The sequence below is a fragment of the Candidatus Collinsella stercoripullorum genome (assembly GCF_027669965.1).
Classification (GTDB): Bacteria; Actinomycetota; Coriobacteriia; order Coriobacteriales; family Coriobacteriaceae; genus Collinsella; species Collinsella stercoripullorum.
In genome coordinates this window covers 1-19,074 of sequence record NZ_JAQECM010000012.1, presented here as the reverse complement: position 1 = coordinate 19,074, position 19,074 = coordinate 1, and the positions used below count along the sequence as shown (strand labels likewise).

14 protein-coding genes and 1 tRNA gene are annotated in these 19,074 nt (G+C 69.6%); 2 read left to right on the top strand and 13 right to left on the bottom strand.

Translation table 11 applies throughout. The features are described from left to right. Nucleotides 1–103: 103 nt before the first annotated feature. Nucleotides 104–1,615: an IMP dehydrogenase gene (locus PHA29_RS04395; protein ID WP_270848304.1), complete on the bottom strand. Its 1,512-nt coding sequence runs from the start codon at nucleotides 1,613–1,615 to the stop codon at nucleotides 104–106. Between the two features lie 220 nt (nucleotides 1,616–1,835). On the opposite strand from PHA29_RS04395, the gene PHA29_RS04390 reads away from it, so the two are divergent. After that, a complete protein-coding gene (locus PHA29_RS04390) occupies nucleotides 1,836–2,165 on the top strand; it encodes a winged helix-turn-helix domain-containing protein (RefSeq protein WP_270848303.1) in 330 nt (109 codons plus the stop codon). Between the two features lie 69 nt (nucleotides 2,166–2,234). Here PHA29_RS04390 and PHA29_RS04385 read toward each other — a convergent pair whose 3' ends face one another. From PHA29_RS04385 to PHA29_RS04355, 7 genes are all read right to left on the bottom strand, one after another. Next, nucleotides 2,235–2,783 (bottom strand): manganese efflux pump MntP, encoded by a 549-nt coding sequence (locus PHA29_RS04385; RefSeq protein WP_270848301.1) that lies wholly within the window; start codon nucleotides 2,781–2,783, stop codon nucleotides 2,235–2,237. Between the two features lie 83 nt (nucleotides 2,784–2,866). After that, nucleotides 2,867–3,946, bottom strand: coding sequence for a PLP-dependent transferase (locus tag PHA29_RS04380; RefSeq protein ID WP_270848300.1), 1,080 nt, complete (start codon nucleotides 3,944–3,946; stop codon nucleotides 2,867–2,869). Between the two features lie 172 nt (nucleotides 3,947–4,118). Beyond that, nucleotides 4,119–5,882 (bottom strand): threonine--tRNA ligase, encoded by a 1,764-nt coding sequence (gene thrS, locus PHA29_RS04375; protein WP_270848298.1) that lies wholly within the window; start codon nucleotides 5,880–5,882, stop codon nucleotides 4,119–4,121. 348 nt (nucleotides 5,883–6,230) lie between these two features. Then, on the bottom strand, nucleotides 6,231–6,665 hold the full coding sequence (locus PHA29_RS04370) for a double zinc ribbon domain-containing protein (RefSeq protein ID WP_270405050.1): 435 nt from the start codon (nucleotides 6,663–6,665) through the stop codon (nucleotides 6,231–6,233). A 227-nt stretch (nucleotides 6,666–6,892) separates the two neighbouring features. Further along, nucleotides 6,893–7,984, bottom strand: coding sequence for a M24 family metallopeptidase (locus tag PHA29_RS04365; protein WP_270848296.1), 1,092 nt, complete (start codon nucleotides 7,982–7,984; stop codon nucleotides 6,893–6,895). Between the two features lie 111 nt (nucleotides 7,985–8,095). Continuing rightward, nucleotides 8,096–9,253 (bottom strand): RlpA-like double-psi beta-barrel domain-containing protein, encoded by a 1,158-nt coding sequence (locus tag PHA29_RS04360; protein ID WP_270848295.1) that lies wholly within the window; start codon nucleotides 9,251–9,253, stop codon nucleotides 8,096–8,098. A 107-nt stretch (nucleotides 9,254–9,360) separates the two neighbouring features. Then, the gene (locus tag PHA29_RS04355) at nucleotides 9,361–10,734 is read right to left on the bottom strand and encodes a bifunctional folylpolyglutamate synthase/dihydrofolate synthase (protein ID WP_270848294.1); all 1,374 of its coding nucleotides are present in this window, start codon (nucleotides 10,732–10,734) and stop codon (nucleotides 9,361–9,363) included. A 287-nt stretch (nucleotides 10,735–11,021) separates the two neighbouring features. Between PHA29_RS04355 and PHA29_RS04350 the strand changes: the two genes are divergently transcribed. Then, nucleotides 11,022–12,242 (top strand): FAD-dependent oxidoreductase, encoded by a 1,221-nt coding sequence (locus PHA29_RS04350; protein WP_270848292.1) that lies wholly within the window; start codon nucleotides 11,022–11,024, stop codon nucleotides 12,240–12,242. Nucleotides 12,243–12,369: 127 nt separating this feature from the next. On the opposite strand, the gene PHA29_RS04345 is transcribed toward PHA29_RS04350, so the two are convergent. The 5 genes from PHA29_RS04345 to PHA29_RS04325 form a co-directional block, all read right to left on the bottom strand. Beyond that, entirely contained in the window at nucleotides 12,370–15,093 is a 2,724-nt protein-coding gene (locus PHA29_RS04345) for a valine--tRNA ligase (RefSeq protein ID WP_270848291.1), read from the bottom strand. A gap of 268 nt (nucleotides 15,094–15,361) precedes the next feature. After that, the gene (clpX, locus tag PHA29_RS04340; RefSeq protein ID WP_270574572.1) at nucleotides 15,362–16,741 is read right to left on the bottom strand and encodes an ATP-dependent Clp protease ATP-binding subunit ClpX; all 1,380 of its coding nucleotides are present in this window, start codon (nucleotides 16,739–16,741) and stop codon (nucleotides 15,362–15,364) included. A gap of 11 nt (nucleotides 16,742–16,752) precedes the next feature. Then, on the bottom strand, nucleotides 16,753–17,376 hold the full coding sequence (locus tag PHA29_RS04335; protein ID WP_270405043.1) for an ATP-dependent Clp protease proteolytic subunit: 624 nt from the start codon (nucleotides 17,374–17,376) through the stop codon (nucleotides 16,753–16,755). A gap of 131 nt (nucleotides 17,377–17,507) precedes the next feature. Next, nucleotides 17,508–18,797 (bottom strand): trigger factor, encoded by a 1,290-nt coding sequence (tig, locus tag PHA29_RS04330; RefSeq protein WP_270848288.1) that lies wholly within the window; start codon nucleotides 18,795–18,797, stop codon nucleotides 17,508–17,510. A 70-nt stretch (nucleotides 18,798–18,867) separates the two neighbouring features. Next, a tRNA-Leu gene (locus PHA29_RS04325) sits at nucleotides 18,868–18,951 on the bottom strand. Nucleotides 18,952–19,074: the final 123 nt, after the last annotated feature.

Genomic DNA, 19,074 nt, shown 5'->3' with positions numbered 1-19,074 from the left:
TTCTAGCAAAACGCGCGGGCTCGGCGCGCGAGGGAGCGCCGATACGCGAAGCGCCCCGCCGGCACGGGCCGACGGGGCGCGGTACGGGTCGCCGAGCGGGGGCTTACTGGTAGCTCACCGACTGCTGGGAGTCCTTCACCACGACGTCGTGCGCGCCGCCCTCGACGATGGAGGTCGCCGAGACGAGCGTCAGGCGCGCCTTCTCCTGCAGCTCCTTGATGGTGAGGGCGCCGCAGTTGCACATGGTGGACTTGATCTTGTAGAGCGTGCCGTTCACGCCGTCCTTGAGCGAGCCGGCGTAGGGGACGTAGGAGTCGACGCCCTCGACGAACGACAGCTTGGCCGCGCCGCCCAGGTCGTAGCGCTGCCAGTTGCGGGCGCGCGCCGAGCCCTCGCCCCAGTACTCCTTCATGTACTGGCCGTTGACGTTCACGCGCTCGGTCGGGCTCTCGTCGAAGCGGGCGAAGTAGCGCCCGAGCATCATGAAGTCGGCGCCCATGGCGAGCGCGAGGGTCATGTGGTAGTCGTACACGATGCCGCCGTCCGAGCAGACGGGGACGTAGACGCCCGTCTCCTCGAAGTACTCGTCGCGCGCGCGGCAGACGTCGATGAGCGCGGTGGCCTGGCCGCGGCCGATGCCCTTGGTCTCGCGCGTGATGCAGATGGATCCGCCGCCGATGCCCACCTTCACGAAGTCGGCGCCGCAGTCGGCGAGGAAGCGGAAGCCCTCCGCGTCCACGACGTTGCCCGCGCCCACGCGCACGCTCTCGCCGTAGTTGGCGCGGATCCACTCGATGGTGCGCTTCTGCCACTCGGAGAAGCCCTCGGAGGAGTCGATGCACAGCACGTCGGCGCCGGCCTCGACGAGCAGCGGCACGCGCTCGGCGTAGTCGCGCGTGTTGATGCCCGCGCCCACCATGTAGCGCTTGTTGGCGTCGAGCATCTCGTTGGGGTTGGACTTGTGGGAGTCGTAGTCCTTGCGGAAGACGATGCCGACCAGGTGGTCGTTCTCGTCCACGCAGGGCAGGGCGTTCAGCTTGTTGTCCCAGATGACGTCGTTGGCGCGCTTGAGGGTGATGTCCTTGTCGCCCACGATGAGCTTCTCGCGCGGGGTCATGAACTCGCGGACGCGCTTGGAGTGGTCGTCGCGGCTGGGACGGTAGTCGCGGCTCGTGACGATGCCGAGCAGCTTGCCGCGCGGGGTGCCGTCGTCGGTGACGGGCATGGTGGAGTGGCCGGTGTGCTCCTTGAGCTCCATGACCTGCTCCATGGTCATGTCCGGGGTGAGGGTGGAGTCGGATTCCACGAAGCCGGCCTTGTGGTCCTTCACGGCCTTGACCATCGCGGCCTCGGACTCGGGGGTCTGGGACCCGTAGATGAAGCTCATGCCGCCCTCGGTGGCGAGCGCGACGCCCATGTCCACGCCGGAGACGGACTGCATGATGGCCGAGACCATGGGGATGTTCAGGCTGATCTGGGGCTCCTCGCCGCGCTTGAAGCGCACGAGCGGGGTCTTGAGCGAGACGTTGTTGGGGATGCACTCCGAGGAGGAGTAACCGGGGACGAGCAGGTACTCCGAGAACGTATGGGACTCACCGGGGAAGAACATTGCCATAGCCACTCCTCTTCTGGGTTGGGCGCGGTCCCACCCCGGGCACAGCGGCGCCGGGGACCCGCCGCGCGGTTTCGCGTCCGGACCGCATGGCAGGGCGATCCGCGCAGCCATTGTAGTGCAGCCCGGACTGCTACAATGCCAGATGTTCACCGATCCCCGTAGATTTCCGGACGCCCGCGCGAAACCCGAGTGCGGACTTTAGCAGGAGAGAGCATCCCCCATGACGATTTCGGCGTCTGCACGCGTAACGTTCAAATCAGACGACGCCTCGCTGCCCGGCGGCTTCGGCCAGGGCTGCGCGCAGCTGCTCGCCGGCGTGGACGAGGAGCGCTCCTTGAACCGCGCCGCCAAGCGCATGGGGATGGCCTACTCCAAGGCGTGGCGGCTCGTGCGCGAGGCCGAGGCCCATCTGGGATACGACCTGCTCGCGCGCGACGGCGCCCGTGGATCGACCCTCACGCCGCGCGGGAGGCGGGCCCTGGAGGCGTACCTCGACATCCAGGCCGAGGTCGACGAGGTCCTCAAGCGCCGCGCCCGCGAGCTGGAGTAGCGCCCCGGTCGACGTGCGGGCCGTCGTCCGGATCCGCCCCGCCCGGGAAGGCCCCGCGGGCTGCGGGCCTCAGCCGAGAAACGCCCTGAGCCCGATGACGACGAGCACGATGCCGCCCGCGACCTGGGCGTGCGCCCCGAACCGCTCGCCGAGCTTGCGGCCGATCAGCAGCACGAGCAGGCAGCAGGCGAACGTGGTGAGCCCGATGGCGCCGCCGTACAGCACGATGTCCTTGCCCGAGGCGTCGATCGAGGTCGCGACGGCCTCCATGGCGATGGTGGGCCAGGTGAGCCGCGTGGCGGGGCAGGCCTCCGGCTCGCGGAGCTCGCGCACCGCCTCGACGATCATCTTGCCGCCCACGAACCCCAGGATGATCAGGGACACGATGCCCGCGTAGGCCTCGATGAGCGGCGCGACGAGCGTGCCGCCGAGGTAGCCGGCGATGGGCATGGCCATCTGGAACAGGGCGAACAGGACCGGCATGGCGAACTTGCGCGAGGCGGGCATATCGGGCTCGCACAGCGAGTTGGACAGGGTCACCGCCATGGCGTCCATGGCGAGCGCGACGCCCAGGACGAGCGCCTCGACGAGGTTGGCGGCCGAAAACGAAGGGTCCATGACATCCTCCCCGATGTATGGATCGATGCGTAGCGGATTGTGGGGCGGGGGCCGCGCGCCGGACGGGCGCGGGCCGGCGGCGATCAGGGCTGGGGCGGATCGCAGGACAGGCGCATGGCCTGGTCGAGGCTGTCGACGATCTCGAGCGGGTCGTCGACGCCCGCGAACAGGCGGATGAAGCGCGCCTCGTCGCCGCGCGGGGCGGACAGGCGCGTCGTCGGGCCGCCGGCGCGGGCGGAGCGGTAGGAGGCGGGGCAGGCGGCGATGAGCCCGCGCGCCGAGAGGCCATGGGGCAGCTCGAAGTCGACGGCGGGCCCGAACCCGTGCCGGAGCGTGCGCGCGGCGACCTCGTAGTCGGGATGGGACGGCAAGCCGGGGTAGGCCACGGACGGCACGTAGGGGTTCGCGGCGAGGTACTCGGCGATCGCGCGGGCGTTGTCGTCGTGGCGCTGCATGCGCGCCGGCAGGGTCCCGAAACCGCGGGCGAGGGCGTCCAGGTCGCGGCCGGAGACGTCGAAGCTCGGCTGCACGCGCTCCCCTCCCAGCCGCTGCGCGAGCATCCGGTAGGCGTCGGCGGCGAGCGGGTCCGCGACCCTGCGGCGGCCGCGACCCCGCGCGTCGCGGGCGACGGCGATGCCCACGGCGCGCTCGGCGAGCTCGCCGGCGGCGACGCGGTCGAGGCCCTCGCAGACCACGTGCGCGCCCGCCTCGAGCGGCAGGCAGCCCCACGCCGAGGCGACGGTGTTGTCGACGATGAGGATCGCCCCGGCGTCCCGTGCCGCGTCAGCGAGGCCGCGCAGGTCGGCCACGCGCAGGCCGAAGCAGCCGATGGAGTTCACGAACCAGAAGAGGCGGTCGTAGCCCGCGCCCGCGCCGTCCGCATACGAGGCGTGCCCCTCGCGCGGACCGCCCGCGGCGGGATGGGGGCAGGCGCGCGTCGCGTCCAGGAAGGCCTCGGGGGTGACGTCCCGCGCGAAGCTCAGGCACCCCGCGCCGAAGGCGGAGCGGAAGGCGTCGGTGAAATCGTTCGCGCGGACGACGAGGCGGTCCGCGGGGCCGACGAGCCCGATCTTGGCGAGGGCATCGGGGACGTGGCGCGCCCGCACGAACCATGCGCAGCGCGCGCCCTGCATCGATGCGTACTCATTGGCAGGACCCGTCATCTCCCGCACCGCCCCTCGAACCTCACGCCCTCTGCGAACCCATCAAGTATACCTGGGGAAAATAGGGACAGTCACTTTTTTCCCACGGGGTGCCGTGACCGACGTCGGTCCGCGCTGGTGACAGATGGTGGGAAAAAAGTGACTCTCCCTATTTTCCCACCGGCAGGCGACGTTAGCTGCGGCGCTCGGAGATCTCGGCGTCGAGCTGGGCGATGAACTCCTCGACCGTGGAGGGGTGCGTCTCGTTCGTGCGGTCGCGCACCGAGATGCTGCCCGCCTCGGCCTCCTTCTCGCCCAGGATCAGCATGTAGGGCACGCGGTCGACGCCGCGGGCCTCGCGGATCTTGTAGCCGATCTTCTCGTCGCGGTCGTCCACGACCACGCGGATGCCGGCGGCATCGAGCTGGTCGGCGACGGTGTGGGCGTAGGCGCGGCTCTTCTCGGACACGGGCAGGACCTTCACCTGGACGGGCGCGAGCCAGGTGGGGAACTTGCCGGCGTAGTGCTCGATCAGGATGCCGATGAAGCGCTCGATGGAGCCGAAGCACACGCGGTGCAGCATGATGGGGCGCTTCTTGGCGCCGTCGGCGTCCGTGTACTCGAGGTCGAAGTTGATGGGCATCTGGAAGTCGAGCTGCACGGTGCCGCACTGCCAGGTCCGGCCGAGCGAGTCCTCCAGATGGAAGTCGATCTTGGGGCCGTAGAAGGCGCCGTCGCCCTCGTTGACCACGTACTCCTTGCCGAGGCGCTCCAGCGCCGCGCGCAGGCCGGCCTCGGCGGCCTCCCAGTCCTCATCGGAGCCCATGGAGTCCTCGGGGCGCGTGGAGAGCTCGAGGTGGTAGGTGAAGCCGAACTTCTGGTAGACGGAGTCGATCAGGTTCACCACGCCCACGATCTCATCGGTCAGCTGGTCGGGGCGCACGAACAGGTGCGCGTCGTCCTGGTTGAAGCAGCGCACGCGGAACAGGCCGTGCAGGGCGCCCTTGAGCTCGTGACGGTGCACCAGGCCGATCTCGCCCGCGCGGATGGGCAGCTCGCGGTAGCTGTGCGGCTTGGAGGCGTACACGAGCACGCCGCCGGGGCAGTTCATCGGCTTGATGCAGTACTCCTCGTCGTCGATGATCGTGGAGTACATGTTGTCCTTGTAGTGGTCCCAGTGGCCGGAGATCTTCCACAGCTGCTTGTTCATGATCAACGGCGTGGAGATCTCCACGTAGCCCGCCTTGTGGTGGATCTCGCGCCAGTAGTCGAGCAGCTGGTTCTTCAAGATCATGCCGTTGGGCAGGAAGAACGGGAAGCCCGGGGCCTCGTCGCGCATCATGAACAGGTCCATCTCGCGGCCGATCCTGCGGTGGTCGCGCTTCTTGGCCTCCTCGATCAGGCGCAGGTGCTCGTCGAGCTCCTCCTTGGTGGCGAACGCCGTGCCGTTCACGCGCGTGAGCATCTTGTTGTTCTTGTCGGCCTTCCAGTAGGCGCCGGACACGCCGGTGAGCTTGAACGCCTTCAGGGCCTTCGTGTAGGTGATGTGCGGGCCCACGCACATGTCGATGTACTCGCCCTGCTGGAAGAAGGTGATGCGCGCGTCGGGGTCAAGGTCGCCGATGTGCTCGACCTTGTACTTCTCGCCGCGCTCCTCCATGAGCGCGATGGCCTCGGCGCGGGGCAGCTCGAAGGTCGTGAACTTGAGGTTCTCCTTGGCGATCTTCCTCATCTCCGCCTCGATGGCGGGCAGGTCGTCCTCGGAGAGGGTGGCGTCGCCGAGGTCGACGTCGTAGTAGAAGCCGTTGTCCGTGGCCGGGCCGTAGGCGAAGTCGGCCTGCGGGTACAGCCGCTTGATGGCCTGCGCCATGATGTGGGCCGCGGAGTGGCGGATAACGTGCGCGACCTCGTCGGCCGGGCACTCGTCCACGTGACCGTCGTTGTACAGGACCTTCATGGTGTACTCCTTATCGTGGTACCGCCGCGGCGCGAGGCCCCGCGGCTGATCTGCAAGAAAAACGCCCGCGCCCCTGGGGGCGGCGAGCGGTGCACACGGCGCCTGCCCGCGGCGATGCGGCCGCAGGGATGGGCAGACGCCTAGATAGTCTGGGTTCGGGCCGCTTTGAGGGCGAATATGGAGCGCATGGTCGATGCCCCTTCCGAATCGGGTGAGATAGTTGTACCACGTCGCGCGGGGACGGTCCAGCGCAGGCGGCCGCCGCTCCCGTGCGGCCCCGTCGCGCCGCGGGCCCGGCGGGCGGAAAAGCGAAGCGCCCCCCGCGGTGCGGAGGGCGCGGGCGCGCGGCTACTGGATGTGGGTGCGGCAGTACGGGCACACCTTCCAATGGGCGTCGAGCGGGCGGTGGCAGCTCGGGCAGACGTTGCGCACCTGCGTGTTGCACACGGGGCACACCACGAAGTCCTTCTCGATGGAGGTGCCGCACTGCGGGCAGGTGCCGTACGCGGCGAGCTGGCGCTCGCGCAGGGCCATGTCGAGCTCCTGCTCCTCGCGGTCGGCGAGATAGGAGCTGGGGCGCAGGACGACGTAGGCGATCAGGCCGACGAAGGGGATGAGCGCGACGATGCCCCACGCCCAGAAGGCGCGGACGCCGCGGCGGCGGGCGTCGATGAAGACGTAGACGACCGACAGGGCGTAGAGGGCGACGATGAAGCCGACGAACAGATAGATGGCCATCTGGAGCTGGGGCGACATGATCTCCTGAAGAATGCTGTCGAGCATGGGGATGCAGCCTTTCCGTGCGTTACACAAACTTACTTGCCGATTCTATACCGTGCGGGGCCGACCGGCCGCAGATGACACGCTTTCGACATACAAGCGCAGGGCGCCGGGCGCAGGGGCGCGGAGCCGGGCGCGAAGCATGCGGACGAAGCGGACGGCCGGGCGCGTGGGCGCGGAGCCGGATGCGGACGAAACGGACGGCCGCCCGGCGCGCCGGGCCGGCGCGCTCAGCGGTCGATGCGCATCGGCTCCTTGGGATAGGCGTTGAGCACCTCGGCGCCGTCCTCCGTGACGAGCACGAGGTCCTCGATGCGCACGCCGGTGCGCCCCGGCAGGTAGACGCCCGGCTCGATGGAGAAGGTCATCCCCGGCTCCACGACGTCCTCGTTCACCGACGAGACGTCGCCGGGCTCGTGGTCCTCGAGGCCGATGGAGTGGCCGAGCCGATGGGTGAAGTACGGGCCGTACCCCGCGTCCTCGATGACCCCGCGGGCGGCGCGATCGAGGTCGCAGAAGCGCACGCCGGGGCGCACGAGGGCCTCGGCCGCCTCGTTCGCGCGGCGCACCACGTCGTAGACGCGCGCGGACTCGGCATCCGGCTCGCCGAAGAAGAAGGTCCGCGTCATGTCGGAGCAGTAGCGCTCGCGCCTCCCGCCGATGTCGAACAGCACGACCTCGCCTGCGCGCAGAGCCGTCCCGTCGGGCTCGTGATGCGGGTCCGCCGCATGGGCGCCGAAGCTCACGATGGACGGGAAGGAGAAGTCCTCGGCCCCGTGCGCGCGGTAGATGTCGAGCAGCTGGGCGGCGATGCCGCGCTCCGTCGCGCCCTCGTGCACGAGGCCGGGGAGCTCGGCCATCACGGCGTCGTTCACACGGCTCGACGCGCGCATCAGCTCGCGCTCGCGGGCGTCCTTGCGCGCACGCGTCTCGGCGACGGCGTAGGAGCCGAGGAAGAACGAGGGCGCGGCGGCACGCTCGATGAGCGGCATGAGGAAGCCCGAGCGCATCTGCGCATCGACGCCGAGCGGGGCGGTGGGGTCGATGCGGGAGCAGAGGACCGAGGCGAGGTCGTCGGCGTCGTCGAACACCACGACGTCGGCGTTGCCGTAGCCGTCGATGGGGTACAGCGCGTTGTCGAAGATGACGGGGCGCTCGCCCGCGCGCAGCAGCACGCCGGAGAACCGCTCGTACATCTCGGCGTAGAAGCCCGTGAGGTAGAAGATCGACCACGGGTCCGTGACGAGCAGCTGGGCGCCGGGGTGGCGCTCCTCGAGACGGTCGAGCACGCGCGCGATGCGCCCCTCGTCTGCCATCGCCATAGACGTCCCTCGCTCTCCCCCGCCGCGGCGGGACCCGGTTCACGCATCCTGCGGACGCGGGACGCGCCCGGTCCGCCCGGGACCCATCATAGCGCCGGGGCGGCGGGGCCGCTACAGGAAGCGGTACTCCACGGTGTCGACGCCGACCGACAGGAAGCCCAGGGCGCGCGCGACGGCGGGCTGCATATCGATGACGCGGCCGTGGGCGTAGGGCCCGCGGTCGTTCACGCGCGCGATGACGGAGCGCCCGTTGTAGCGGATCTCCACCATGGTTCCGAGCGGGACGTTCAGCATGGCGATGCCCATCGAGGTCTCCGTGACCGGCTCGCCGCTGGCGGTGAGGGCGCCCATGAGGCCGTCGCCGGTGCCGTAGTGCGAGGCGACGCCGGAGAGCCAGCCGCCCTCGTCGGCGGAGGAGCCCCCGTCGGAGGACGGGGCGTCGTCGGCCGGTGCGGACGGGGCGGAAGGCGCCTCGGATGCCGAGCCGCCGGACGAGCCGGCGTCTCCCGAGCCCGCGCTCCCCTGGTCGGAGCCGCCCGTCTGGCCGGCTCCCCCGTCCGCCGCGGCGGCCTCCTGCTCCATCTGCGCCTGGAGCGCCGCGGCCTCGTCGGCGGCCGCGCGCGCCGCTGCCGCCTCGGCGGCGTCCTCGCTCGCGGCGCGCTCCTCGAGGGCCTGCTGCGCGGACGACGCCTGGGCAAGCGCGTCGGCGGCGCGCTGGGTCTCGACCCCCGCCTGGTCGCGGGCGGCCGAGAGCTCGGCGAGCCTAGCCTCGAGCTCGGCGCAGGCGGACTCGTACTCCTCGAGCGCCTGGACGTTGTCGTCCTGGATGCTCGTGAGGTACTTGGTCTGGGTGATGAAGTCGGACAGGGAGCTCGCGGACAGGAGCATCGACACGATGTTCGAGGAGGACTCGCGCATCTTGTAGAGGTTGGCCGCCGCGCGGGACGCCCGGTCGCGCTGCTCGGGGATGACCTCCTGCTCGATGCGCAGGATCTCCTCGGCCTGCTCGGCGATCTGCCGGTCGAGCTCGGCGGCGTTCGCCGTGGCCTCGCTGTGCGTCGCCGCGGCGTCGCGCACCTGCTCCGTCAGGGCGGCGAGCTCCGCCTCGGTGTCGGCGGACGCCGCGTAGGCGGCGCGCGCCCAGGGGCCGAGGCCGCCCGCGACGACGAGCGCCGCGGTCAGGCCGGCGGTGACGGCGAGGTGCGCCGCCCGGCGGGCGGCGGCGAGCTCCGCCCTCGGTTCGCTCGGTGACGGTGCGTGGTCGTACATACGCGGGGTCCGCTCCAATCGTTCGGTGACGGCCCCAGTATAGTCGAGAGTCTCAGCTTCAAGTAGAACTTGATAGTTGCACCATATCTCAGCCGCGCCCGGACGGCCTAGCCGCGAAGGTACCCGGCGACCTCCCCGGCGAGGGTGATGGTGCCGGCGGCGACGAGGGGCTCCCCCGCCTCCGTCAGGGCGTCGAGCGCGCGCGGGACATCGGGGAAAACCGCGCGGAGGTCGGTCCCGGGGCGCCCCTCGCGGGCGAGCTCCTCCCCCACCAGGGCCGCGAGGCGCGCCGGCGGCAGGGCGCGGGCGGAATCGGTCGCGCACACGGCGACGCGCGGGAACGCCGGCACGAGGGCGCGCACGATGCCCGCCACGTCCTTGTCGGACAGCGCGGCCAGAAGCAGCGTGGGGCGCGCGGCGACGTCGGCGTCCACCTCGTCGAGCGCGGAGACGAAGGCCTCGCAGGACTGCGGGTTGTGGCACGCGTCCACGAGCACGAGCGGGTCGGCGCGCACCGTGTCGAAGCGCCCCGGCGTCGGGGCGGCCGCGAGGCTCGCCTGGAGCGCCGCGGCGTCGAGGGCGCGGCCGAGGTAGGCCTCGGCGAGGAAGACGGCGCACGCGGCGTTCTGCGCCTGGTAGGCGGGCTTGGGGATGCGCAACGTGTAGGAGGCGTGCGGGGCGTCGACCGTGAAGGCGAGCTCGCCGCCGAGGCGGCCGGGCCTCCCGATCAGGGTGTGCGACGACGCGAGCGGGACGACGCCGCAGGCGCGGCAGCGCTCGTCCATCACGCGCCGCACGCCCGGCTCATGGGTCCCCTCGCCGAGCACCACCGCGCGCCCCGGCTTGATGACCGCGGCCTTCTCCCCCGCGATCTCCTCCAGGGTGTCGCCCAGGATGCGCATGTGGTCGAGGCCGATGCCCGTGACGGCGACCGCCACCGGGTCGGTCGCGCTCGTGGCGTCCCAGCGCCCGCCCATGCCCACCTCGAGCACCGCGACGTCGACGCGGGCCTCGGCGAAGACCGTGAGCGCGGCGACCGTGAGCAGGTCGAAGGGGGTGATGGTGTAGGCGCGCTCGCCGGCCGCGGCGCGCGCGGCGTTGACGCGCCGGCCGGCCTCCACGGCGACGGAGACCCCGTGGGCGAACGCGCCGTCGCCCACGACGCGGCCGCGGACCTCCATGCGCTCGGGATAGCGGACGAGCTGGGGCGAGGTGTACAGCGCGCAGGAGAGCCCCTCCCCTGAGAGCGCCGCCGCGCAGAAGCGCGCCGTCGAGGTCTTGCCGTTGGTACCCGCGACCTGGATGCAGTCCATGTGCTCGTCGGGGCGCTCGAGCACGTCGAGCATGTCGACGACGGTCTCGAGCAGGGGCCCCGCGTCCCCCGAGATGGTCCCGGTGTCGGCCGCCAGGGCCACGGCCTCGTCGAAGGCGAGCTCGGGCACCGCGAAGGGGACCCGGTAGGCGTCGGTGCGCTTGGGCATATGAGGTCAGCTCCTACGTTGCATGTGATCCAGAGCGCCGCACCGCCCGGCGGCGCGGCACGCTCGATACTACCACGCCCCGCCCGCGGCGCGGCGGGGCGCGCGGCATGGGTACCGGTACCTCATATCCGGCCCTCCGGCGCCCCCGTTTCTGGCCCCCGAAACAAAACACCGGAAAGAACAGGGCATCCCGTGGCACCGAGCCGGATCGGGCGATATGCTTGAGCGCAACCGCCCGCCGCGCCGGCCTCGGCGCGAGGGCGAGACGCGAACGATGGGAGATACGCATGGCGATTCATGTTGTCGAGGAGGCCAACCGGTGCCTCAGATGCAAGCGGGCGATGTGCCAGATCAAGGGATGCCCCGTCCACACGCCCATCCCCGAGGTGATCGGCCTGTTCAAGGAGCGCAGGATGGACGAGGCGGGGGCGCTGCTGTTCGATAACAACCCCATGAGCGCCGTCTGCTCGCTCATCTGCAACCACTCCAACCAGTGCGAGGGCAACTGCATCCAGGGGCGCCGCGGCAACCCGGTGCATTTCTCGAGCATCGAGAACTACATCTCCCGCACCTTCCTCGACCGCTACACGCCCAAGCGCGCCGACCCCTGCGGCAAGTCCGTCGCCGTGATCGGCTCGGGGCCCGCCGGCATCACCGTGGCCATCAAGATGGCCGAGGCGGGCTGCGACGTGACGGTGTTCGAGCAGAAGGCCGAGATCGGCGGCGTGCTGCGCTACGGCATCCCGGAGTTCCGCCTGTCCAAGGAGCTCGTGGGCCGCTATCGCGACATCATGGTGTCGCTCGGGGTGCGCCTGCGCCCCTCCACCACCATCGGCGGCGCGCTGAACATCGACGACCTGTTCCGCGACGGCTACGACAGCGTGTTCGTGGGCACGGGGACCTGGCGCGCCCGCAAGCTCGACATCCGCGGACAGGGGCGCGGCAACGTCTTCTTCGGCATCGACTACCTCGTCGACCCGGACTCCGTGGACCTGGGGCGCGACGTCGCGATCATCGGCGTGGGCAACGTCGCCATGGACGTGGCGCGCACCGCGCTGCGCCACGGCGCGCACCGCGTGACCCTGTACTCCAACACCAACCAGGTGACGGCGAGCTCGGAGGAGGTCGAGTACGCCGAGCTCGAGGGCTGCGAGATCGTGCGCGGCAAGGACGTCGTCGCCATCGAGAAGGACGGGCCGGTCTTCCGCACCGCCATCTTCGACGAGAACGGCGAGGTGGCGGGCTACGGGGACGAGCTCGACCACGTGACGTGCGACACCGTGGTGATCGCCGTGTCGCAGCTGCCGAAGGACAAGCTCGTGCTCACCACCGACGGCCTCGCCACCAACGACCGCGGCCTGCTCGAAGTGGATGAGAGGAACATGTGCACGGTCCCGGGCGTCTTCGCCGCCGGCGACGTGGCGACCGGCCCCCGCACCGTCGTGCACGCGGTCGCAGGGGCGAAGGCGGCCGTCGAGGGTATGAAGGAGTACATGGGCATCGCGTAGCCGCCGCGTCCGACATCTCCCCGCGTACGAGCAAGGGGCCCGTCGCACCGCGATGCGACGGGCCCCTTGGCGCATTCGGGGGGCGGGTGCGCCCATCCCCCGAGGGACGGACGCACCCGGCTGGGGGCTATGCGAAGTCCGCCAGCTGGGACCTGAGCGCGGCGATCTCGGCCTCGAGCTCGGCGGCGCGCTCGCGCTTCTTGGCGACGATCTCGGGCGCGGCCTTGGCCACGAAGCCCTCGTTGGCAAGGGTCCTGTTGGCGGCCGCCAGCTCCTTCTCGTCCTTGGCGATGGTCTTCTCGATGCGGGCGCGCTCGGCCGCGAAGTCCACCAGGTCGCCCACGACAACGTAGGCGTCGAAGTCCGGGCCGGCCAGGGCGATGGAGCCCTCGGGCTTGGGCACTTCGTAGCGCTCGGAACCCCTCGCCACCGACAGCACGCTCAGATTCGCGAAATCGCGGATGAACTGCCCCATGCCGCTCATCTCGTCCTCGCCGACGAAGGCGATGTGCACGTCCTCGCTATGGGTGCGGATCTCGACTTTCAGCTGCTCCTTGGGGCTGATGCGGTAGCGGGCGCGCGTGGAGCGCACGTCGGTCACCACGGCGCGGGTGAGCTCGAAGGCGCGCTCGGCCGGCTCGTCCACCCAGCGCTCGAAGTCAGCGGGCTCGGGCCATGCGGCGACCATGAGGGCCTCAGCGCGCTCGCCGTCCATATCAAGGCAGCTCGCGGGCATGACGTCCCAGATCGCCTCGGTCACGAACGGCATGAGCGGGTGCATGAGGCGCAGGCTCGTATCGAGCACGAAGATGAGGTTGCGCTGCGCCTGCAGGCGGGCGCCCTCGTCCTTCAGGCGGCTCTTGGTCACCTCGACGTACCAGTCGCAGACCTCGTTCCAGAAGAAGCTCTGGATGCCGCGTGCGACGTCGCCGAACGTGTAGCCCTCGATGCCCGCGGTCACCGACGCGACCGTCTTGGCGAGGCGGCTGAACATCCAGGCGTCCGCCGGCGTCTCGGCCACCGGCTCGCCCGGCGTGTAGCCCTCCATGTTCATGAGCAGGAAGCGGCTCGCGTTCCAGATCTTGGTCACGAACGACTTGGCCTGCTCGGTGCGCGGGCTGCCCTTGAACTCATGCGTCTTCTTGTCGATGTCCGCGTCGAACTTGACGTCCTGGTTGTTGGTGAACAGGGAGAGCAGGTTGAAGCGCATGGCGTCGGCGCCGTACATGTCCATGAGGTCCATGGGGTCCACGCCGTTGCCCTTGGACTTGGACATGCGGCTGCCGTCCTTGGCGAGGATCGTCGGGTAGATGACGACGTCGCGGAAGGGCACCTCGTCCAGGAAGTACAGCGAGCTCATGACCATGCGCGCCACCCACAGGGCGATGATGTCGCGGGCGGTGACGAGCGCCGTCGTGGGGTGATGGCCCTCGAGCTGCTCGGGGTGCTGCGGCCAGCCCTGCGTGGCGAAGGTCCACAGCTGCGAGCTGAACCAGGTGTCGAGCACGTTATCGTCCTGGTGCACATGGTGGCCGCCGCACTTCGGGCACACGTCGACGTCCTCCATGAGGGCGTCCTCCCAGCCGCAGTCCTCGCAGTAGAACACGGGGATGCGGTGGCCCCACCACAGCTGGCGGCTGATGCACCAGTCCTTCAGGTTCTCCATCCAGGTGAGGTAGCTCTGCTTCCAGCGCTCCGCGTTGAAGCGCACCTTGCCCGAGGTCACGGCCTCGATCGCCGGCCCCTTGAGCTTGTCGACTGCCACGAACCACTGCTCGGACAGCCAGGGCTCGAGCGTGGTGTCGCAGCGGTAGCAGTGCATGACGGAGTGGTCGTGCTCCTCGATGTGATCGAGCAGGCCGTGCTCCTCGAACCACGCAACGACGGCCTCGCGGCACTCGTCGCGCGTCATGCCGGAGAACGCGCCGTAGCCGTCCACGACGACCGCGTGCTCGTCGAAGATGTTGATCTTGGGCAGGCCGTGGGCCTCGCCCATGGCGTAGTCGTTGGGGTCGTGGGCGGGCGTGACCTTCACGAAACCGGAGCCGAAGCCCGCGTCGACGTGCCAGTCCTCGAAGATGGGGATCTCGCGGTCGACGATGGGCAGGCGCACGGTCTTGCCCACGAAGGCGGCCTTCTCGGGGTCCTTCGGGGAGACGGCCACACCCGTGTCGCCGAGCATGGTCTCGGGGCGCGTGGTGGCGACGACGATGTAGTCCTGCCCGTTCACCGGCTCGGTCAGCGGGTAGCGCAGGTGCCACAGATGGCCGTGCTCGTCATGGTACTCGGCCTCGTCGTCCGAGATGGCCGTGGTGCAGCTGGGGCACCAGTTGACGATGCGCTTGCCGCGGTAGATGAGCCCGTCGTGGTACCAGTCGCAGAACACGCGGCGCACGGCCTCGGCGTACTCGGCGTCCATGGTGAAGCGCTCGCCCTCGAAGTCGACGGAGCAGCCCATGCGGCGGATCTGGTTCTGGATGATGCCGCCGTACTCGTGCGTCCAGTCCCAGCAGGCGTCGATGAAGGCGTCGCGGCCCATCTCGAGGCGGTTTTTGCCCTCCTCCTTCAGCTTCTTGTCGACCTTGGTCTGGGTGGCGATGCCGGCGTGGTCGGTGCCCAGGATCCAGCGGGTGGAGCGGCCGCGCATGCGCGCCTGGCGCACGATGGCGTCCTGGATGGAGTCGTCGAGCGCATGGCCCATGTGCAGCATACCCGTGACGTTGGGCGGCGGGATGGTGACGGTGCAGTCCCCCACGCCCGGGCGGCGCCGGTAGTAGCCGCCGTCGAGCCACTTCTGGAGGATCTTGGGCTCGTTGACCGCGGGGTCGTATGTCTTGGGCATCTCTTCCATGCGAAATTCCCTTTCTGTTGCGATACACAAGAGATGAGGTTACCACGAATGCATGCGCGCGCCGCGCGAGCAGGCAAGATTAACCGACCGTGCACCTGTCCGCCGCGGGAAAATAGGGACAGGCACTTTTTTCCCACGGGGACCGGCGCCTGCGGGAAAAAAGTGCCTGTCCCTATTTTCCCGCCTTCGAGAAGGGGCCGCTGCGCGCTTGCGCAGCGGCCCCCTGATCGCGATGACGTAGATGCCCGCCCCGAAACGGGGCACCGTGTCAGTCCACGTCGACGTCGTACACGCGCCGCGGCTGCTCCTCGCCGCGCACGCACGCGTCCGTCACGACGACGCGCTCGACGCCCTGCTCGCTCGGCAGGTCGAACATCGTCTGCTGCAGCAGGTCCTCGCAGATGGCGCGCAGGCCGCGCGCACCGGTCTTCCGGGCGAGCGCGAGCTTGGCGATCTCGTGCAGGGCGCCGTCCTCGAACTCGAGCTCGCAGCCCTCCATCTCGAACATCTTGCGGTACTGCCGCACGATGGCGTTCTTGGGCTCGGTCAGGATGCTCACGAGGTCGTCCTCGGACAGGGCGTTCGTCTGCGTGATGACCGGGGTGCGGCCCACGAACTCGGGGATCATGCCGAAGGCGTTGAGGTCCTGCGGGAGCACCTGGTGCAGCAGGTCGTTCTCGTCGGCGCTCGTGGGGCCGGCGATCTCCGAGTTGAAGCCCACGCCCTTGTTGCCCACGCGGTCGGAGATGATCTTGTCCAGGCCGACGAAGGCGCCGCCGCAGATGAACAGGATGTTGGTGGTGTCGATCTGGATGAGCTCCTGCTGCGGGTGCTTGCGGCCGCCGGTGGGCGGCACACTCGCCACGGTCCCCTCGAGGATCTTGAGCAGCGCCTGTTGGACGCCCTCGCCCGACACGTCGCGCGTGATGGAGAGGTTCTCCGCCTTGCGCGCGATCTTATCGATCTCGTCGACGTAGATGATGCCGATCTGGGCGCGCGCGACGTCCCCGTCCGCGGCGTTGATGAGCTTCAAGAGGATGTTCTCCACGTCCTCGCCCACGTAGCCCGCCTCGGTGAGCGCCGTGGCGTCGGCGATGGCGAAGGGGACCTCCAGGATGCGCGCGAGCGTCTGCGCGAGCAGCGTCTTGCCGGTGCCGGTGGGGCCCAGCAGGAGGATGTTGCTCTTGGCGAGCTCGACGTCGTCCGCATCGTCCCGGGCGTCGCCCGCCGCCTCGCGCTCGAGCACGCGGCGGTAGTGGTTGTAGACGGCGACGGACATGGCGCGCTTGGCGTCCTCCTGGCCCATCACGTAGGACGACAGCTCGTCGTAGATCTCGTGGGGGGTGGGGACGCGCTTGATGAGGTCGGTGGCGACGTGCGCGTCATCGTGCTCCGGCTCGGGTTCGGGCTCGGGCTCCCCGGCGGTCTGGTTGGCGAACATCATGCCCTCGGGAGGGAACGGCATCTGCTGCTGCGCGGCGAGGAAGTCCTGGGCGAGCGACTCCTCGAGGATCTCCGAGCAGGCCGCGACGCACTCGTCGCAGATGAAGATGTTGCTCGGCCCCTTGACGAGCTTGCGCACCTGGTCCTGCGTCTTGCCGCAGAACGAGCAGTGGATGGGCCCGAAGGGCATCTGGTCGGACGTCATATCGCCCGCCATCACTCGGCGCTCCCGGGCGCGGCCTGGGCGCGGGAGGTCACGATGCGGTCGATGAGGCCGTAGGACAGGGCCTCCTCGGCACGCATGTAGTGGTCGCGCTCGGTGTCGGCCTCGACCTTCTCGAACGGCTGGCCGCTCGCGTCGGACAGGATCTGGTTCAGACGGCGGCGGGTCTCGCGGATCTCGCGCGCGGCGATCTCGATCTCGGTCTGCTGGCCCTGGGCGCCGCCGCTCGGCTGATGGATCATGACCATGGAGTTGGGCAGGCAGAAGCGCTTGCCCTTGGCGCCGCTGGCGAGCAGGACGGCGGCCATGGAGGCCGCCATGCCCACGCAGATGGTGGAGACCTGCGGCTTGATGTAGTTCATGGTGTCCAGGATCGCGAGGCCCGAGTAGACCTCGCCGCCGGGCGAGTTGATGTAGAGCGAGATGTCCTTCTCGGCATCCTGGCTCTCCAGATGGAGCAGCTGGGCGATCACGAGGTTCGCGGTGACGGAGTTGATCTCCTCGCCGAGGAAGATGATGCGGTCGTTCAGCAGCCGGGAGTAGATGTCGTAGCTGCGCTCGCCGCGGGGCGTCTGCTCGATGACATAGGGCACGAGCGCGGAATCGACACGGTACATGTGCGTTCCCCCTTCTTCGGTTCGTACATAGCGTTACGGTGCACGCCGCGCGACGCGCGGAATCGATGCACCGTAACCATGGGATATCCGGTCTCCCGGTATGATACCCGCCCGCGGGGACGGGATACGCGCTACTCGGCGTCGGCCTTCGCGTACTCGTCGACCTCGGTCACGACCGCGGTCTCGACCAGCCAGTCGCAGGCCTTGGAGCGGCGGATGGAGTCGCGGATGGCCGGGATGCGGCCCTCGGCGACGAAGGCGGCCTTGGAGGCCTCGGGGTCCTCGACGCCGGCGCGGGCGAACTCGGCGTCCACGTCCTCGTCGGTGACCTCGATCTCGAGCTTGCGGGCGAGCGCGTCGAGGGCGAGGGACTCGCGGGCGACGTCGTCGGCCTGACGGTGCAGGTCGGCCAGGAAGGCCTCGGTGGACATGTTGGACATCTGCAGCCAGGTGTCCAGGCTCATGCCGCGGCCGGCCAGGCTCTGCAGGAAGTTCTGGCCGAGCTCGGAGAAGACGGACTGCTCGTAGTCCTCGTCGACCTTCTCGAGGTCCAGGCGCTCGGCGAGCTTGGCGACGGCGCGGTTCTCCTTGATGCCGGGGAGCTTGGAGGTCTTGTCGGCGTCGAGCTCGATCTTGACGGCGTCGCGCATGGCGGCGATGTCGTCGAAGCCGAAGGCCTCCTTGGCGAGCTCGTCGGTGAGCTCGGGCAGGGTGCGCTCCTTGATAGCCTTGACGGTGACCTTGACGGCGGCCTCCTCGGCGCCCTCGACCTCGGGGGTCCAGGAGATCTCCTTGGTCTCGTCCTTGGCCATGCCGGTGACGCCCTCGTCGAAGGCGGCGGGCAGGCTGCCAGAGCCGATCACGACCATGCGGCCCTCGCCGGCGAGCGCCTCGGCGTTCTTGACGTTCTCGATGTCGACCGTGACGTAGTCGCCCTCGGCGACGGGGCGGTCGGCGTCATCGAAGGAGGCGTGGTAGCCGAGCAGCATCTCGACCTGGGCGTCGATCTCGCCCTCGGTGACCTCCGCGGGGGGCATCTCGATCTCCACCGGGTCGTAGGAGGTGAGCTCGCAGCTCGGGCGGAGCTGGAACTCGATGGTGTAGACGAAGTCCTCGTGGTCGGCGACGGGGTTCTCGAGCTCCCCGTACTCGCCGGCCTTCACCGGGACGATGTCGAGCTCGTTGATGACCTTCGGCTCGGCCTCGCCGATGAGGTCGTTGGTGGCCTGCGCGAGCACGGCGCCGGCGCCGAGCATGTTGTCGATGACGGGACGCGGGGCGTGACCAGCGCGGAAGCCCGGGAAGCGATACTTTTTGGCAGCGTCGCGGTAGGCCTTCTTGATGGCAGCGTCGACGTCGGCGGCCGGGATGGTGACCGTCGCGGTGAGCTTGGCGTCCTTCACGTCAGAAGTGATGTTCAACGTTCCTCCTCTTACCTACTTCGGCATGGGTAGGGTGCCGATGGCCCTGTGTTAGACCGATGCGAGCGCGTGGTGCGGGCGAAAGGACTCGAACCTTCACGGGAAGCCCACTGGAACCTAAATCCAGCGCGTCTACCAATTCCGCCACGCCCGCGTCGCGCACAGCCTAAGCATGATACCAGATGCGACCTGCGTGAGCACGGGAAAGCTCGCGCAGGTCCGCGCGCTCACGCGACGCGCACAAGGGCCCGCGGCGAGCGCGCGGGGCCGGACGGTC

Excerpts from the sequence above, each read along its gene's own strand:
- PHA29_RS04370 (WP_270405050.1), bottom strand. The coding sequence starts at position 6,665 with ATGCTCGACAGCATTCTTCAGGAGATCATGTCGCCCCAGCTCCAGATG.
- PHA29_RS04355 (WP_270848294.1), bottom strand. The coding sequence starts at position 10,734 with ATGCCCAAGCGCACCGACGCCTACCGGGTCCCCTTCGCGGTGCCCGAG.
- thrS (WP_270848298.1), bottom strand. The coding sequence starts at position 5,882 with ATGAAGGTCCTGTACAACGACGGTCACGTGGACGAGTGCCCGGCCGAC.
- PHA29_RS04380 (WP_270848300.1), bottom strand. The coding sequence starts at position 3,946 with ATGACGGGTCCTGCCAATGAGTACGCATCGATGCAGGGCGCGCGCTGC.
- PHA29_RS04360 (WP_270848295.1), bottom strand. The coding sequence starts at position 9,253 with ATGTACGACCACGCACCGTCACCGAGCGAACCGAGGGCGGAGCTCGCC.
- PHA29_RS04390 (WP_270848303.1), top strand. The coding sequence starts at position 1,836 with ATGACGATTTCGGCGTCTGCACGCGTAACGTTCAAATCAGACGACGCC.
- PHA29_RS04385 (WP_270848301.1), bottom strand. The coding sequence starts at position 2,783 with ATGGACCCTTCGTTTTCGGCCGCCAACCTCGTCGAGGCGCTCGTCCTG.
- PHA29_RS04365 (WP_270848296.1), bottom strand. The coding sequence starts at position 7,984 with ATGGCGATGGCAGACGAGGGGCGCATCGCGCGCGTGCTCGACCGTCTC.
- PHA29_RS04395 (WP_270848304.1), bottom strand. The coding sequence starts at position 1,615 with ATGGCAATGTTCTTCCCCGGTGAGTCCCATACGTTCTCGGAGTACCTG.
- PHA29_RS04350 (WP_270848292.1), top strand. The coding sequence starts at position 11,022 with ATGGCGATTCATGTTGTCGAGGAGGCCAACCGGTGCCTCAGATGCAAG.
- PHA29_RS04335 (WP_270405043.1), bottom strand. The coding sequence starts at position 17,376 with ATGTACCGTGTCGATTCCGCGCTCGTGCCCTATGTCATCGAGCAGACG.
- clpX (WP_270574572.1), bottom strand. The coding sequence starts at position 16,741 with ATGACGTCCGACCAGATGCCCTTCGGGCCCATCCACTGCTCGTTCTGC.
- PHA29_RS04345 (WP_270848291.1), bottom strand. The coding sequence starts at position 15,093 with ATGGAAGAGATGCCCAAGACATACGACCCCGCGGTCAACGAGCCCAAG.